The 14867-nt window shown below is 57.0% G+C and carries 19 protein-coding genes and 1 pseudogene; 9 read left to right on the top strand and 11 right to left on the bottom strand.

Annotated elements, in window-relative coordinates:
* Positions 1-302 precede the first annotated feature (302 nt).
* Both VI25_RS13660 and VI25_RS13655 read left to right on the top strand, forming a co-directional pair.
* Positions 303-1382: a hypothetical protein gene (locus VI25_RS13660; protein ID WP_045689191.1), complete on the top strand. Its 1080-nt coding sequence runs from the start codon at positions 303-305 to the stop codon at positions 1380-1382.
* A complete protein-coding gene (locus VI25_RS13655) occupies positions 1382-1768 on the top strand; it encodes a peroxiredoxin family protein (protein ID WP_045689192.1) in 387 nt (128 codons plus the stop codon). The genes VI25_RS13660 and VI25_RS13655 overlap by 1 nt, the downstream gene beginning before the upstream one ends.
* Before the next feature lie 82 nt (positions 1769-1850).
* Here VI25_RS13655 and VI25_RS13650 read toward each other — a convergent pair whose 3' ends face one another.
* Positions 1851-2213 (bottom strand): hypothetical protein, encoded by a 363-nt coding sequence (locus VI25_RS13650; protein WP_045689193.1) that lies wholly within the window; start codon positions 2211-2213, stop codon positions 1851-1853.
* 272 nt (positions 2214-2485) lie between these two features.
* Between VI25_RS13650 and VI25_RS13645 the strand changes: the two genes are divergently transcribed.
* From VI25_RS13645 to VI25_RS13635, 3 genes are all read left to right on the top strand, one after another.
* Positions 2486-3508, top strand: coding sequence for an SPASM domain-containing protein (locus tag VI25_RS13645; RefSeq protein ID WP_045689194.1), 1023 nt, complete (start codon positions 2486-2488; stop codon positions 3506-3508).
* 74 nt (positions 3509-3582) lie between these two features.
* On the top strand, positions 3583-4200 hold the full coding sequence (locus tag VI25_RS13640) for a helix-turn-helix domain-containing protein (RefSeq protein WP_045689195.1): 618 nt from the start codon (positions 3583-3585) through the stop codon (positions 4198-4200).
* A gap of 220 nt (positions 4201-4420) precedes the next feature.
* The gene (locus VI25_RS13635) at positions 4421-5398 is read left to right on the top strand and encodes a hypothetical protein (protein WP_045689196.1); all 978 of its coding nucleotides are present in this window, start codon (positions 4421-4423) and stop codon (positions 5396-5398) included.
* A gap of 8 nt (positions 5399-5406) precedes the next feature.
* Here VI25_RS13635 and VI25_RS13630 read toward each other — a convergent pair whose 3' ends face one another.
* From VI25_RS13630 to VI25_RS28905, 9 genes and pseudogenes are all read right to left on the bottom strand, one after another.
* Complete coding sequence (locus VI25_RS13630; protein WP_055562573.1) at positions 5407-6702, bottom strand: erythromycin esterase family protein; 1296 nt, start codon at positions 6700-6702, stop codon at positions 5407-5409.
* 92 nt (positions 6703-6794) lie between these two features.
* The gene (locus tag VI25_RS13625; protein WP_045689197.1) at positions 6795-7136 is read right to left on the bottom strand and encodes a hypothetical protein; all 342 of its coding nucleotides are present in this window, start codon (positions 7134-7136) and stop codon (positions 6795-6797) included.
* Between the two features lie 526 nt (positions 7137-7662).
* Positions 7663-8456, bottom strand: a pseudogene (locus VI25_RS13615) (inositol monophosphatase family protein).
* Positions 8457-8726: 270 nt separating this feature from the next.
* Entirely contained in the window at positions 8727-9170 is a 444-nt protein-coding gene (locus tag VI25_RS24740) for an apolipoprotein N-acyltransferase (protein ID WP_152981619.1), read from the bottom strand.
* Positions 9083-10411, bottom strand: coding sequence for an apolipoprotein N-acyltransferase (locus VI25_RS13610; RefSeq protein WP_152981618.1), 1329 nt, complete (start codon positions 10409-10411; stop codon positions 9083-9085). The genes VI25_RS24740 and VI25_RS13610 overlap by 88 nt, the downstream gene beginning before the upstream one ends.
* Positions 10401-11138 (bottom strand): 16S rRNA (cytidine(1402)-2'-O)-methyltransferase, encoded by a 738-nt coding sequence (gene rsmI / locus VI25_RS13605; RefSeq protein WP_045689199.1) that lies wholly within the window; start codon positions 11136-11138, stop codon positions 10401-10403. Before rsmI ends, VI25_RS13610 begins: the two co-directional genes overlap by 11 nt.
* Positions 11139-11183: 45 nt before the next feature.
* Entirely contained in the window at positions 11184-11444 is a 261-nt protein-coding gene (locus VI25_RS13600; RefSeq protein WP_045689200.1) for a 4a-hydroxytetrahydrobiopterin dehydratase, read from the bottom strand.
* 172 nt (positions 11445-11616) lie between these two features.
* On the bottom strand, positions 11617-11898 hold the full coding sequence (locus VI25_RS27815) for an NADAR family protein (protein ID WP_262489952.1): 282 nt from the start codon (positions 11896-11898) through the stop codon (positions 11617-11619).
* Positions 11810-12127: an NADAR domain-containing protein gene (locus VI25_RS28905; RefSeq protein WP_410503434.1), complete on the bottom strand. Its 318-nt coding sequence runs from the start codon at positions 12125-12127 to the stop codon at positions 11810-11812. The genes VI25_RS27815 and VI25_RS28905 overlap by 89 nt, the downstream gene beginning before the upstream one ends.
* A gap of 116 nt (positions 12128-12243) precedes the next feature.
* On the opposite strand from VI25_RS28905, the gene VI25_RS13590 reads away from it, so the two are divergent.
* The 4 genes from VI25_RS13590 (at position 12244) to VI25_RS13575 (ending at position 14113) form a co-directional block, all read left to right on the top strand.
* The gene (locus VI25_RS13590) at positions 12244-12705 is read left to right on the top strand and encodes a hypothetical protein (RefSeq protein WP_045689201.1); all 462 of its coding nucleotides are present in this window, start codon (positions 12244-12246) and stop codon (positions 12703-12705) included.
* A gap of 109 nt (positions 12706-12814) precedes the next feature.
* The gene (locus VI25_RS13585; RefSeq protein WP_045689202.1) at positions 12815-13030 is read left to right on the top strand and encodes a hypothetical protein; all 216 of its coding nucleotides are present in this window, start codon (positions 12815-12817) and stop codon (positions 13028-13030) included.
* A gap of 84 nt (positions 13031-13114) precedes the next feature.
* On the top strand, positions 13115-13327 hold the full coding sequence (locus VI25_RS13580; RefSeq protein WP_045689203.1) for a hypothetical protein: 213 nt from the start codon (positions 13115-13117) through the stop codon (positions 13325-13327).
* An 84-nt stretch (positions 13328-13411) separates the two neighbouring features.
* Positions 13412-14113, top strand: a complete 702-nt coding sequence (locus tag VI25_RS13575; RefSeq protein ID WP_045689204.1) for a metallophosphoesterase family protein — start codon at positions 13412-13414, stop codon at positions 14111-14113.
* 6 nt (positions 14114-14119) lie between these two features.
* On the opposite strand, the gene VI25_RS13570 is transcribed toward VI25_RS13575, so the two are convergent.
* Positions 14120-14848: a tetratricopeptide repeat protein gene (locus VI25_RS13570; protein WP_045689205.1), complete on the bottom strand. Its 729-nt coding sequence runs from the start codon at positions 14846-14848 to the stop codon at positions 14120-14122.
* Positions 14849-14867: the final 19 nt, after the last annotated feature.

The raw sequence follows: 14867 nt of genomic DNA, 5'->3' as shown, positions 1-14867 counted from the left end.
TTCTAAATACCGTTCTGAAAAGCTCAAATCCAGCTTCAATACGAACATTTTAGGAAGGAATGCACCACCACATTTCCTAGAAAGTAGAAGCCTACAAAGCCAGGAGCAAGGGCAATAGGCAGCGTTCAAAACTTTGTGCTTCGGCACAGGTTACGAAAAAAGAGCGTTAACGGATTGGACTTTCTCTTTCTTTATGCCGTATCTTCGGCATGAGAATTGACTTTTACCGCGATTTACCTGAACTGAAAAGTCTGTTAAGCTCGGGTGTTGGAAGTTTAAATTCACTAACTCCGCTTTTTCTGATGGCCCATAGATCTTTCCTCACTACCGCGCTGCTCTGGGTTGGGCTGGTAGCTGCGCCGCTGGCCAGCTATGCCCAGGGTACGGTGGTCCTGACTGGCAAAGTCAGTGGCCGCACGGCCGATACCGTAGCCGTATCAATTCGCGAAAACCCGCTTGATCCGAAAGAGCAGATCACCTACGCTCGCCTGGACGACAAAGGTGAGTTTCGGCTGGCGGTGAACGTAAGTGGCCCTACTCGGGCCGACTTGGTATACGGCGACGACGTAGCCGGCCTGTTTCTGGAGCCTGGTAATCAACTGGATGTGCGCTTCAAGGGTTCTGACTTAGCCAGCAGTGTCCGGTTTAAGGGCCGCGGTGCCGAAGCCAACACCTACCTGGCAGAAGTAGACGATAAGTTTGTCGAAAACGACGGCTTTCAGGTTCTGCCCGATAACATCATGCTCTACGAGCCGGGCTTTATCTCTTTCCTCGACTATCGCCGGAAGGAAGAACAGAAGTTTCTGAAAGGCTACAGCGAAGATGCTCAGCTGACCCCCGCCTTTAAGCAGTATGCCCAGGCAGAAATAGACTACAGCTACGCCAACGACCGCCTCACGTTCCAGGACTTACGCGAGCAGGTGGTAGCCACCGAGAGCCGCTTGAAGCTCTCGCCTACCTACTACGACTTTTTGAACGACAAGAGCCTGCTCACGAATGCCGAGGCTTTGCAGAGTGAGCAGTACCACGAGTTTTTGCTCAACTACATTCACTACGCTGCCATCAACGCTGGCAAGCAGCGCTCCAGCCCCGACTTCTACCAGGTATGTTATGACTTGGCTAAGAATCAGTTGAGCGGCCCAGTACGGCCAATTATTATGGGCCGGGTGATGCAGGAGTCGTTCCGCTTTGGGCACGTGAAGCAGTCGGCTGCCATGCTAGCTGACTTCCGAAGCATAGACCCCAAGAACGAGTACTACCCCGTATTGCAGCAGGATTTCGAGGCTCATAAGGCCTTCGCTATTGGAGCACCTGCCCCCGATTTCCACCTGCTATCCTCCACTGGCGACACAGTAAGCTACGTCAGTTCGCCGGGAAACTAGTGTACATCAACTTCTGGCGCACTACGAGCGGCCTGGCCCTGCGCGACCTACCCTATGCCGCCGAGCTGGCGAAGAAGTTTGATGGTAAGAACATCGTATTCCTCAACATTGCCCTGGATGACAACGATGGTGCTTGGAAGCAGCTAGTAGTGAGCAAAAAGCTGGCGGGCGTGCACGTGCGCGCCGCCGGTGGTATGCGCTCAGCCGTGGCCAAGGCCTATGCCGTGCAAGATGTACCGTCTTACTTCTTGCTGGCAGAAGATGGTACTTTCCTCAACACCAAGCCAAAGCGTTTAAGCAGCCGAGCTGCTATTGACGAGATTAAGGAGTCGTTCGGTAAGGCTGGCACCTACAGCAGCACCCTACCAGCTGTTGGCAAGCAGTAGTACTTCACCTGTCGTTGCTATATGCCAAAAGCGCCGCCCACATATATGGGCGGCGCTTTTGCGTACTTGGCGCGGCAGATGCCTAGGCAGTGCGGAAGCCAGTAGCTTGCTTGATGGAACGTTCGTTGCCAGAAGCTGGATCAGCATAGCTGTGCTCACCTACCTCAATGGATACTTTCTTACCGAGAAGCTGCTTGGTATCCAAGTCTTTGCCAGCCTCTGGATGGATGCCAACGGCGGCATACAACGAAAGTAGAATTGGCATAGCGTTGGGCGACGTATAGAAGCGCTGGGTTACAAAGCCATCCTCGTTTTCCATACGAGCAGCAAAGAAGGGTACGTTCTGGTGCTCACTGGTTCCTTCTTGAATGTCGGTAATTTCAACGGTGTGACGGCCATCGGGTAAGAAGCCTTTTTCTTGGCCTTTTTCAACTGGGATTTTCATGTCGTATAGCTGCGTGGTTGTTGGCTCTTAAACGAGAGCTAATACTATTAGGTTGTATTTACTAATGTTATTAGTATAGAAAGAACTGATTTTCAATTCTGCTATAGCAGACGTTACCTACAAATTGACTTTGGCGTCAAAAAAAGTGCATTGGTAGCCAGAGTTTTAGACGAGTAAAATGGAATGAGAGCACAACTCGGCAGCTGATTTGATGGGCGGGCTGTTTCATCAGCGCCATTGGTTCATCGTGGCAGTTTACCTTTGCTGTCCACATGGCCTCACTCCTCACCGACGGACTTAACTTTGTTTCGAAAGCTACCCCGCGGCGGCTCTGGAATGCTACCCAAGTAACGGGTGGCTACTTGCTAAGCAAGCTGACTGGGAAAGCCCGCCATTGGGGGTTGCCCGTCGCCCTGTCGTTCGAGCCTACTACCAGCTGCAACCTGCGGTGCCCGGAGTGTCCCAGCGGCCTGCGCTCCTTCACGCGGCCCACGGGCATGCTCCCCGATGAGCTATTCCGCAAGACCATCGACGAAGTGGCGTCACGGCTGTGGTACCTGATTTTCTACTTTCAGGGCGAGCCCTACCTGCACCCCAACTTCCTGGACTTGGTGAAGTATGCCTCCAACAAAGGCATCTACACCGCCACCAGCACCAACGCCCACTACCTCAACGATAAGAATGCCCGCCGCACGGTGGAAAGCGGCCTTGACAGGCTCATTATTTCCCTCGACGGTACTACCCAGGACGTGTACCAGCAGTACCGCGTGGGTGGTAAGCTAGACAAAGTGCTGGAGGGCACCCGCAACCTCATTAAGTGGCGGCGGGAGCTAAACTCGCAGACGCCGCGGGTAGTATTTCAGTTTCTGGTGGTGCGCCCAAATGAGCACCAGCTGGAGGACGCCAAGCGCCTAGCCCAGGAACTAGGCGTAGATGATGTGTGGTTTAAGACGGCGCAGATATACGACTACCAAAACGGCTCTCCTCTCATTCCTACTATCGATTACTACTCGCGCTACGAAAACAACGTGGATGGCTCCTGGAGCATCAAGAACAAGCTGGTGAACCACTGCTGGAAGATGTGGCACAGCTGCGTTGTCACGTGGGATGGCTTGGTAGTGCCCTGCTGCTTCGACAAAGACGCCGAGTACCGCCTCGGCGACTTGAAGCAGCAAACCTTCCGCCAGCTCTGGCATGGCCCCAAATATCAGCGCTTTCGGGCATCCCTACTCAAGGGCCGCGACCAGATTGAGATGTGTCGCAACTGCACCGAGGGCACCAAAGTATGGGGCTAGGCGTAAGGGCATGATGTGAGGAAGCTAGTTGGCGCTTATCTTGTTGCCAGCCTTCCACGTGCTCATGCTATTCTATGTTTTCCGCCGTTCGTGTTGCTACCATCCGCAAGAGTAAGGGGTTCTCGCAGGAAGTGTTGGCGGAGCAATCGGGGGTCAGTTTACGCACCATTCAGCGAGTAGAGCAAGGCGACACCGTACCGCGCGGCTACACGCTACAAGCCTTGGCTGCGGCCCTGGAAGTGCCCTTGGAAGCGTTCCGCCCGGAACCCGAAGTAGCGCCGGCCATCGAAACAGTGGTAGCACCGCCGACTATGGAAGCGCACCCCGCGTTGCGCCCCGATCCGCAGTTTCTACAGCTGCTCAACTTAAGCGCCCTAAGCTTCCTGGTTTTTCCTCTATTGAATCTCATCTTACCCTGGATGCTCTGGCAGAAGCATCGCCACCACGTAGAACATGCCGCCGAGGTGGGCCGCCGGGTGCTGGGATTTCAGGCCTTATGGCAGGTAGGCTGCTTTCTGGCCTACGGATTGGCCGCCGCCGCGCAGCTATGGGCGCATGCCTACCATGTTAAGCTACCAGGCTTGTACCTCGGCGTGTTCGTGGCTTCCTACCTGCTCAACTTAGGAACGGTGGGTTACTATCAGTGGCAATTACGCCGGGGCCAGCTAGCTATTTACCGCTTCCGGCTCTGACACAGAGAAGTGCAATCAGGGATAAGCAATGACCTCAACTCACAGGGAGGTGGTAATGCAGTGTACATAGGCCTAACTATGCTAACGACAGGTCGTGTTGCAATCGTCTGTATCTTAATAAGATGAATTGAATGGCGGGTAAATGGCGGGTAAATGACGCAATACTGAGGGCAGTGAGGCAGCTACTTTAGCTTCACAAACCAACCCCCACTACCCCGTCATGAAACTCTTCCGCAACATCCTGCTTGCCGTACTTGCCCTGCTGTTGGTTAGTGGTATTGGAGGCTATTTCTACATGCGCAAGAAGTTTGAGCCGGGAGTTAATCAGCTCTCGGTGACGGGCCTCCCGGCTACCTGTACCTTCGTGTGGAAGGCCGACTCGACGGCCCAGCCCGTGGTGGCGCATGCGGCGCTGCTGGTGCCTGCCCGGCTGCCCGGTTGCCCCCGTACCTGCTACTTTCAGTTTGACACGGGTGCACCTACCTCTATACTCTATGCTAGGTCGCTGGCTGCTCTGCGGGGCCGCTACCCTGCCACTACCCAAACGCTGCTACCCCAAGCCGACACGGTGCGAAACTTCCAGTTTGGGCTGGGCAGTGGCAGCGTACAGGCCCGCAAAATCAAAGTGCTGGACTACGGTAGGTCTACCCTACCGGCCGACTCGACTGAGCCCTTCATTATCGGCACCCTGGGTACGGATGCCTTGGAGGGGCGCGTGCTGGTGCTTAACTACAGCACCCGGCAGTTTAGCCTGCGTGCCGACGTACCCACTAGCCTAACCAGCCAGACGGTTTTCGTGCCCCTAGACTTTGCCAGCCGGCGGGTGATGCTCAACGCAGCCGTGCAAGGCAAGCCCCGGCAGCTCCTTTTTGATTCCGGCAGCAGCGCTTTTGCCCTCCTGACGAGCCGTGCTACCTGGGAGCAAATGGCTCAGCCACAAGCTCGCGTTCGGCACGCCGCCGTAAACTCCCTGGGTACTACTCTCACGGCGCACACCGTTGCTACGGCCGCTACTCTGGGCTTAGGTCAGGTAGCCGTGCCCTTGCACACCGTAACTTACATTGAGGGCACTAGCTTTATGCAAAGCGCCCTCATGCGCTTCTCGGGTATGGGCGGTATGCTGGGCAACGAGCCATTTGCCGAGCGCACCATCGTTCTGGATGTGCGGGGCAGGCGGTTCGGGTTGGTGCATCAATAGCAGGCCAGTTAATAGTTCCAGGGATAGAGGTCTGGGGGCGTGTGCTCGTCTTGGTGGGTAGGCAAGGGATGCAGCGCCTGGGTTTGGTCGAGGAACAAAAAGGCATCGTAGCGTTCGGGTATTACGGAGGGTACGTAGTTGCCGAAACGCTCGAACTCCGGGCGGTACACTACTCCAATGGCACGGTGCCCAATGGGCTGCCGTAGAGCGTCGTTGTCGCGCAATTCATGAGAGAAGAGCAAGGCATTCTCACCCTGTAGCTGCTCGTGCAGCAGGTTTTCCCAGGAGCCGTGAGTAGCCTCCGGAGCGGTCATGGTTTCGGGGGCGGCACCCCATTTCCGGCCCGCAACAACGGACCCCTGGTAGGAGCCGAAGCCCACGGCAAACACCTTGTTGCGACCGTACGCTTCGCGGGTGAGCTGCCCCACATTTACCATGTCTTCGCGGCGCATGTCGGTGTAGCGCGCATCGCCGATGTGGGTGTTGTGCTCCCAAATAATGGCCTTGCTATCAGGCCCGTGTAGGTCGAGCAGGCGGGTGAGGGTTTCCATCATGTGCTGGTCGCGCACGTTCCAAGAGGCCGACCCACCTTTAATCATGGCGCGGTAATAGCGCTCGGCATTCACGGCTACCAGGGCATTCTGCTCGGCATTGAACTTCTGTTCCCGGTCCAGTAGGCCATTGGTTTGCTGGCTGGCTACCTGCTTACGCAGGGCGCGCAGCATGTCCGTCACCTCATCCTCACAGTCATCCGATACAAACGCCACAGCGTGAGCATATTCCTGCGGGTCGTCACCGTAAGGCTCAAAGCATTGAAACGCTCGGTGAGCGGCCTGTACGGCTCCGTCGCCCTGCTTTTCCACGTAGTGCAGAATCTCCTGCAGAGACTCCCACAGGCTGTACACATCTAGCCCGTAGAAGCCTACGCGTTGCTCGTGTGGGAACTGCTTGTTGTGCTGATGCAGCCAGTCTACCAGCGCCGCAATTTCCCAGTTGCCCCACATCCAGGTAGGCCAGCGGTTGAACGTGCTGAGTAGCTTGGCGGCGGTGCCGTAGGTAGCTTCCTCCTGCTTAATGGCCGCGTTTACTTCAAAGCAATCGGGCCAGTCGCCCTCCACCGCAATAAACTGAAAGCCCTTCTCTTGAATTAGCCGCTTAGACAGCGCCGCGCGCCAGGTGTAGTACTCGGAAGTGCCGTGGGAAGCCTCCCCCAGTAATACAATGCGGGCGTCGCCGATGGCTTCCAGCAGCGGGTCAAGGTCGCGGGCTGTGCGGAGAGGATGGGTAGGCAGCGAAATTTTCATAGCGTTGAGATTGGGTGGGGCAGAAACAGCACGTGCGCCCCGAACGAATCCGGGGCGCACGTGCGCAGGGCAATAGGAAGGGTAGAACCCGCTTATTTGTGGTTCTTGTCCAGGTTTTTACCCATGTCCTCTACTCGCTTCAGGAAGTCTAGTGCGTCAGAGTCGCCGTAGGTGCCGTAGGCTGAGGAGATGGTGCCTTTCGTGCCATCGGCAGTCTGCAAGGCATACAGAATGGACATGTCGTCGGGGTTGCTTTCACCCTCGAAGCGATAAAAGTCAACAATGGTTACCTCCTCGGGAGCATAGCCTTTGCTACGGTCGTCGCCGAAGGGAAACAGGCGCCCATCGGTTACTCGGAAATCTGCCGTGAAGCCGTCTTTGCTGAGCTTGTTTTCTACGTTGACGAGGGAGCGTTCTTCTTCTTTGTCTTGCATGAGGAGGGGCGTTTGGAAATGGAAAAGGGAGTTCGGCTAGGAAGGGAGGCAAAAAACAGCCCCCGCAGCAGCTATACGTAGCCAGTGCGGGGGCGGGTTATACCCAACAAAGAAGAAATATGGCGCCTTACTGAGCAGCCTTGCGTGCAGCCGTGGCCTCAATGGTCCGCTGCAGCCGGTCCACGTCGATGACGGAACACGCGCCGCCGCAGCCTTTGGCGCAGCAGCTTGGCTTTTATCAAAAAACGCCCGCCAGAAAATACGCCCCACGTAGAAGGCCGCCCCGGCGAAAAGCAATGCGATGATGAGAGTTTGCAGCCACATAATGCGCACAAAACTACGACAACCCCGGAAAAGTTTGATAGTCTACTAGTTCTCAAGCCCCGAAGCTTGCCACACCTACCTCCTCGGCCTTCGTAAAGCTACAAACTAAAAGAACCTGAAGTAGCCAGTTGTTGGCCGCCCCAGGTTCTCCAGCTAGTCAAAATAAGCTGGGCAACTACTCGCTAGCTACCCGTTGGTTGGCTTACTTCCAGGTTTCGCGGATAATGCTTTGCATCTCCTCGTGCACCAAGCCATTGCTGGCTACTACCTGGCGGCCAAAGAGGGGGTCGCCTTCTTCCAGGAAAGCCGTAACGCGCCCACCCGCTTCGCGCACGAGCAATATGCCCGCGGCCACGTCGTACGAATTGAGGTTGAACTCGAAAAAGCCCTCAAAGCGGCCGGCGGCTACGTAGGCCAGGTCGGCGGCGGCGGAGCCACGCGGCGCACGCCGTGGGAGCGTTGGATAAAGGCACTCAGCAGCTGTAGGTACTCGTTGAGCTGGGTGAAGTTAGTGTAAGGGAAGCCGGTAGCAATCAGGGAGTTGTTCAGGTCGGGTACGTCTGTAACGTGAATGGGAACTTCATTGCAGAAAGCCCCAGCGCCTTTGGCTGCCCGGAAGCATTCGTCGCGCACTACTTCGTACACAACGCCGGCCACCAACTCTTCGTGGTGGATGAGGCCCACGCTCACGCAGTACACGGGTAGGCCGTGCACAAAGTTGGTGGTGCCATCCAGGGGGTCAATAATCCAGTTGTACTCCTCGGCCCGCTCGGCCCCTTCCGTGCCTTCCTCCGTAATGAAGCCGGCCTCGGGTAGCACTTCACGCAGGCCAGCAACGAGCAGCTTCTCGGTTTCCTTGTCTACGTACGACACGAGGTCGTGCACGCCTTTGGTTTCGATGTGGCTGCGGTTGAATGTGGCCGCCTCCTGGCGAATGAACTGGCCCGCGTGCCGCGTTACGGCCGCCAGTTGAAAGCTGAGTTGGTTGTAATCCATTAGTAAAGTATGACCTCGAAAGTAGCGAAGGTCGTGTAGTTGCAAAGATGCGTAGTTGAATGAAAGCAGCAACCTCGAACAGCAACTACTAGCCAGCAACCAGCCTCTTGAAGGGACCTAACTGCGGTGCACCTTCACAACGACCTTTTACGCGAACCGGCGCATTCCAGTCGTGTTGGCATTCTAATAAAAGCTTGGGAACTGGCTGCCAGTCTGCTGGCGCCACGCCGTACTGCTGAGCCACTGCATATTTCGCTTGGTGAGGGGGAGCTAAGCGGCCAAGGTGCGGCGGTTGAGCAGGGCCCGTACTACCGTCAGCACCAAGAGAAGCACGGCTAATACCTGGCAGGCAGGCCCAATGAGCTCTCCGTAGCGGACGTAGAAGGTTTGCTCGGTATTGAGGTGTACGGTAGCTCGGCTGGTAGCAGGTACCCACCAAGCCGTTTGCTGAGTAATCTCGCCTTTCTGGTTGATGAAGGCGGAGATACCCGTATTGGCGGAGCGGGCAATGTCGCGGCGGGTTTCAATGGCGCGCAGGGTAGCGTACTGCAAGTGCTGGTTGTGGCCCGGCGAGTCAGACCACCACCCGTCGTTGGTGATGATGCCGATGAGTGAAGCGCCGTTCTTCACGTATTCGCCCACAAAGTCGCCGTACACCGATTCGTAACAGATAACCGGAGCCACCTGCAAGCCGGGCGTGGCAGTTTGGTACACGGTACGCTCGGCCTGAGAGCCGAGGCCCCCGGCGGCGCTCCCAGGTCAATCACGAAGGCCGACAGCCACGGGGGCACGCCCTCTACGCCCGGTACGAGCCGGCTCTTGTGGTAGAACTCGGCGGGGTCGCTGGCCGTGCGGAAGTGCACCGACGCGTTGAAGATGTCGTAGTAGCCCACGTCTTCGCGGAAGCGGGCAGTGGGGCTGGCAGCCTCCTTGCTAGGATAGCGCACGGCCGTAGTAAGGCCCGTCATCAGCTCTACACCTGGGTGCTGGGCCAGCCACTGCCGAATGCGGTACACATTGGGGTGCGACTCAAAGGTTTCCTCGGGGTAGGTTTCGTCCAGGGAGGTTTCAGGCCAGAGGACGAGCTTGGTTTGCGGGGTAAGGTTTTGCTCCGTGAGGGTGAGCATGCGGGCTAGCTGCTCGGCGTGCGGAATAAAGCGAGAGCCTCCCTCAAACTTCTCCTCAAACGGGTCCACGTTGGGTTGAATCACCAGCACTTCGGCTGCGGGGCCTTTCTCCTGATAGGTGCGGCCAATGACCAAGGAAATAGTTATTGGTACTGCCGTAGCAAGTACCGGCGCTACCCACCGGAAACGGCCCTGCCCAAACGACCAGGGCGCTACTCCCTGGCGACCAAACCACGCCCTAAAAACCAACAGGTTGACCATCCACATCCAGAGTGAGCCGCCCAGAAAGCCGGTGTACTCGTACCACTGCACCAAGTAGTTAGCCTGCGCAAAGCCGTTGCCTAGCGTTAGCCAGGGCCAGGTGAGAAACCAGTGCAAGTGCAGCTGCTCAAAGGCAAGCCAGTAGATAGGTAGGGAAAGGTAGCCGAGCTTCGGTCCGAAACGCTTTTTTGTGTGGTAGAAGGCCGTAAGCGGCAAGCTCATCAGCAGGGCATTGCAAACCACTGCCGTGATGCCCCCGCCTAGCGTGCTGTAGCTTACCCAATAGGTAGTAAAGGCGTTCCAGAGCACTAGTAGCAGGTATCCATAGCGCCATACTTTCCAGCCGCTGGCCCCACGCTCCGTGAGTACCTGCTCCATGCGCAGGTAGGGCACCCAGGCTACCAGTAACACCACAGCCAGGGCGGCGGGGTGTACGGGCCAGCCAAGCCACAGCAAGAAGGCTCCCAGCAGCGCCAGCAAAGTAGGGAGCCAGGAAGCCAAGCGGGTAGGCGTGTATTCGGCCCCGCCGGCTACAAAGGGGGCAGGAGCAGCAGATTTAGTCAGCACGATGTTCGTCGGTATAGCGGTCTTCTTTGGTGCGCTCCTCCTTCTGGCCTTGCACCACCAATACAATCTCTCCCTTAATGGCTTGACGCCCCGCAAAGTTCGCGGCCAACTCGGCAAGCGGTGCCGTCACGGTTTCCTCAAACAGCTTGGTCAGCTCCCGGCTCACGGAAGCGGGCCGCTCGGGTCCCAGCACCTCGGCCAGTTGCTCCAGGGTTTTTACAATGCGGTGGGGCGACTCGTAGAAAATCATGGTGCGGGTTTCCGCCGCCAGTTCTTTCAGGCGCGTTTGGCGGCCCTTCTTCACCGGCAGAAACCCCTCAAACGTAAACCGCTCGGCCCCGAAGCCCGACTTCAGCAAGGCCGGAACCAGGGCCGTGGCCCCTGGTAGGCACTCTACCTTTAAGCCCCGGGCCAGGCATTCGCGCACCAGCAGAAAGCCTGGGTCCGAAATGCCTGGCGTACCAGCATCAGATACCAAGGCCATGGTTTCACCTTTCTCCAAGCGCTCCAAGAGGCGCTGCACTTGCTGGTGCTCGTTGTGGAGGTGGTAGCTGAGCATGGGCTTCTTGATATTCAGATGCTGCAAAAGGCGCCCACTGGTGCGGGTGTCTTCGGCTAGCACCGTGTCTACCTCGCCCAGCACCCGAATGGCGCGCAGGGTAATATCCTCCAGGTTGCCGATGGGCGTGGGCACGAGGTATAGCAGCGTAGGAGCAACAGTTGTCATAGGCAACAAAGGTAACGCGCTTTGGCCCTCCTGGTTTGGCTGAGTCTACGCCTCCACTACTGCCCCGTCGTACTCAGCGGCGAGTTGGTCGATGGCGGCGGCCAGCTGCCGGTCTTTATCCGTCACTACGTAGCCGGCAGAGTGGGTGCGCAGGCGGAAGCTCACCACGTTGTACTCATTGCTCCACCACGGATGATGGTCTTGGTACTCCGCTTCCTCCGCTACATCAGACATAAAGCTGAAGGCCACTCTAAAATCCTTGAAGCGGAAGCTGCGAGTCAGCGCGTTGTCGTGTTCGGGCCACATAAGCAAGTAGGTAAAAGGGCGAAAAGCAAATAGACTGTTTTGGGTGAGCTACTACTGGCCGTAAAATAGCCGATGCTCATAGTAGGCCAATTACGTTGTCGGCTCTGTGTGCTGCTTACCTTAACCGCTCGCGCACCTCCATCAGTGCGAAGCCTAGTAAGTTAAGCCCAGGCTACTTGGCCGGAGTGCTGGCGTTGGGGTGGTCTGGTGCCAAGCCGCTGCCCCAGATAACATCAACTGGGCTGGCTTCTACCAATACCCGTGTGCCGCTGGCCCGCAAGTATTCTTGGAGAAGATGCTGCTGACTAAACTTAGCCTCATTGCCTCTGACCACAGTAGCAAAACGCACTGTTTCCCAGCGTGCTTCATCGAAGTTCCGCACTAGGCGACCCAACTTTTTCGCCTGTATTTGGGTGAGTGGAGGCCAAAATAGCAGCGCGAGTAGCTTCGTCACCAAAAAACCGAGCTTTCTCGGCCATCATGTACTGCTCGGTAGTTGCGTACGAGATTCCGTCGAGGGCAAAGGGCGCAGGGTACCATTGGCTGAAAACTTCCCTACCTACCGGCCGGCCTGGCTGAGCAGTATGGCCCCAGAAAAATAAGTATTTGGGTGCTGCGCCGGCGTCAAGATACTGGCGAAGCGCTTCCACTGAGCGGATTGGAGGTAGTGGGATGGTGGACATAGCCGAGGCAGGGCGGCAATTTTACACGTGCGCTTGCCTACCCCAAACCTAAACCCAAATCCGTAAACCGGAGTACAACCCTTACACTCTCTCCCAACCAGAAACCGACAATTCCCATGGCAACTGACCCTCATAACCGCCCCGTGCGCGTCATCAATGATGACACGACGGACGAAGAACTGGCCGCTGGACATATCATTCCGGGTGCTGATCCACCCAAGAACGAAGCTGCCCGTGGTGGCTTTGGCAACCGCGAAGGCAAAGAAGGCTATGGTACTGACAGTGGCGTTGGAATGACAGCCACCTCGATGAACCGCGACGCCGACCGCATCGAGCCGCCTCAAGATAACATGCGCAATAGCGCCGAGGGCCGCCCGGACCGCGAAAACCAGGACTTGCCCGACGACCAGGACCCCGAACTGGAAACGCGCCGCCCCGTGGATGAGTTGGACGCTGATGATGCCCGCTCCGGCCGCGACGAAATGGAAGACCCCGACTCTCGCGTGGGTATGGACCAGATGGAAACCATCCAGCCCAACAACGACGAACTAGCCCGCCAGGCACCAATGCCGACCTGACTGACCCCAACGCCGACGAAAGTGGCATCCAGATATAGCTGCTAGGGTTCCTAGCCAGCCGTTCTGCTCTGCATTCTTACCGAAAACAAACGCTTAACCCCTTACTGCCATGCCGTACAAAAGCAATAATACCAACCAGCAGTCCAAGGAAAACCACGGTAGCCCCACCCAATCGGAGCAGCCGAAAGCTGCGGGCAACATGCCCGTAAACGACCTAGACCCGCAAACGGAGGACCGCTTAGAACAAGAAGCGCTAGACGCTGGCCTGCGCCATCCTAACCGTAATCTCGATAAGCCGGACCTCGACAAGCCCGCTTATAGCTAATAAGTAGCATAAGGCTTAGCTGATTGACCAGGGCATGGATTCTGGTGAAGTGGCGGCCATTTCCCACCCTTACCTCCAAGAATCATGGCTAAAGAAGGAAACCAAATCAGCTCGCAGTCGGCTAAGCATCAAGGCTCACCGTCTTCTGGCGGGCAGTCGAAAGCTGAGTCGCTGCCCGTGAATGAGCGTAGCGAATCGGAAGAGCAGAAGCTGCAAGACGATGCCGCAGACGCACCGCAAACGCACCCCAACCGGGGCGGTAGCAAATCAGACTCTGGAAAAGGAAGCTATAGCTAGTCGTCCTTGCCCGTATAAAAAAGCACCGGCCACCGTCGGTGCTTTTTTGTTGATTTCTCCGCCGAATAACCTGCTCCCTACGCCATGGCTCGCTACGTCACTACCGACCTGCACGGTTGTCTCCACTCGTTTCGGCACTTAGTCGAAGAAAAGCTGAAACTGCGCCCCCAAGACCAGCTTTATGTGCTGGGCGACTACGTAAACAAAGGCCCCGACAGTTGCGGTGTACTCGACTACCTGATGCAGCTGCCTGAGCGCGGCTACCAGGTAGTGTGTCTGCGCGGCAACCACGACCAAGAGCTGCTTGATGCGGCTCATGGCCACCAGCATCTGCTGTGGGCTTCCGCCCACGACCGACAGCTTACGCTCGACAGTTTTGGGGTAGCGGCGGCGGCGGCTATTCCGGAATCCTACTTGCGCTGGCTTAATAACCTGCCCTATCAGTACGAACTGCCAGATTTTGTTTTGGTGCACGCGGGCTTCAACTTCCGCTTGCCGCCCGCAGAAATGCGCCAGGACTGGCATACTATGCTCAATACCAAACAGTTTGTGTTTGATGCTTCTCGCCTAGGTGGCAAGCGCCTACTGCACGGGCACGTGCCTAACCCCACCGCTAGTGTACAGCAGCAGGTAAAGCACCAGTCCCAGGCCATTGGTTTGGATACAGGCTGCGTGTACCGCCACAACGAAGAACTACGGCACCTAGCAGCGCTAGAACTCGACGCGTTTCACCTGACGCTACAGCCCAACATAGAACCAGAGTACTCCATTACTCACCGCGGGTAGTTGTACCTAATTGGTTAATGCGTCGGTTTGCAGGATGCGGCGGGCGGCTTGCTGGTACGGGTTGGTGGCTTCGGCGGCTACGGTTTCCAGGGTAGTGCGGGCCAGCTCTGGCTGCTGGGTGCGCCAGTAGGCCATACCTAAGTGGTAGCGCGCCTTGGCGGCCAAGCCCGAATTGGGCTGCTGAGCCACGCGCCGGAGAAGAGCCTGGGCTTCTTCGTGCCGTTCGGCATCCTGCTGGCTCAGCAAAAAGATGCCACTGTAGTACAGCAACGTATCCTGACCTAGGGCACTGTTGGGTACGCGTTGTAACGAGTTGAGGGCCTGTGGGTAATGTCCTTCGCGGTAGTATTGCATGGCCTCTACCAGCAGCGGACGGTTAGAGCCTAGCGCCGTTTGGGGTAAGCCAGCATCGGGCACGTAGTAATTGGTCCAGTCGGTGGCTTGCGAAGAGGAAGGACGCAGCACCAGCCACACTACTACCAGTACGCCCGCAGCAATAGCCGCTACCAACCCCCACCGAACCTGCTTGCGTCGCTCCTGCTGCTCCATGCGCTGCAATGCTCGGTGGCGCTGGTCGAGGCGGCGGTCAATAGCTTCTAGGCGCATGCGCAGCGTCTCATGCCCGGCTACCCAACGAAGGTCGGCGGTAAGCTGCTGGTAGGTTTGGTAGGCGTGGTTGAGAGCCGCATCCTGCTCTAGGCGCCGTTCAAAATCTTCCTGCTCAGCAACGGTCATCTGCCATCCGAAAAGCGTT

The sequence above is a fragment of the Hymenobacter sp. AT01-02 genome, from assembly GCF_000961955.2.
Classification (GTDB): Bacteria; Bacteroidota; Bacteroidia; order Cytophagales; family Hymenobacteraceae; genus Hymenobacter; species Hymenobacter mucosus.
This window is presented reverse-complemented; position numbering and strand designations above follow the sequence as displayed.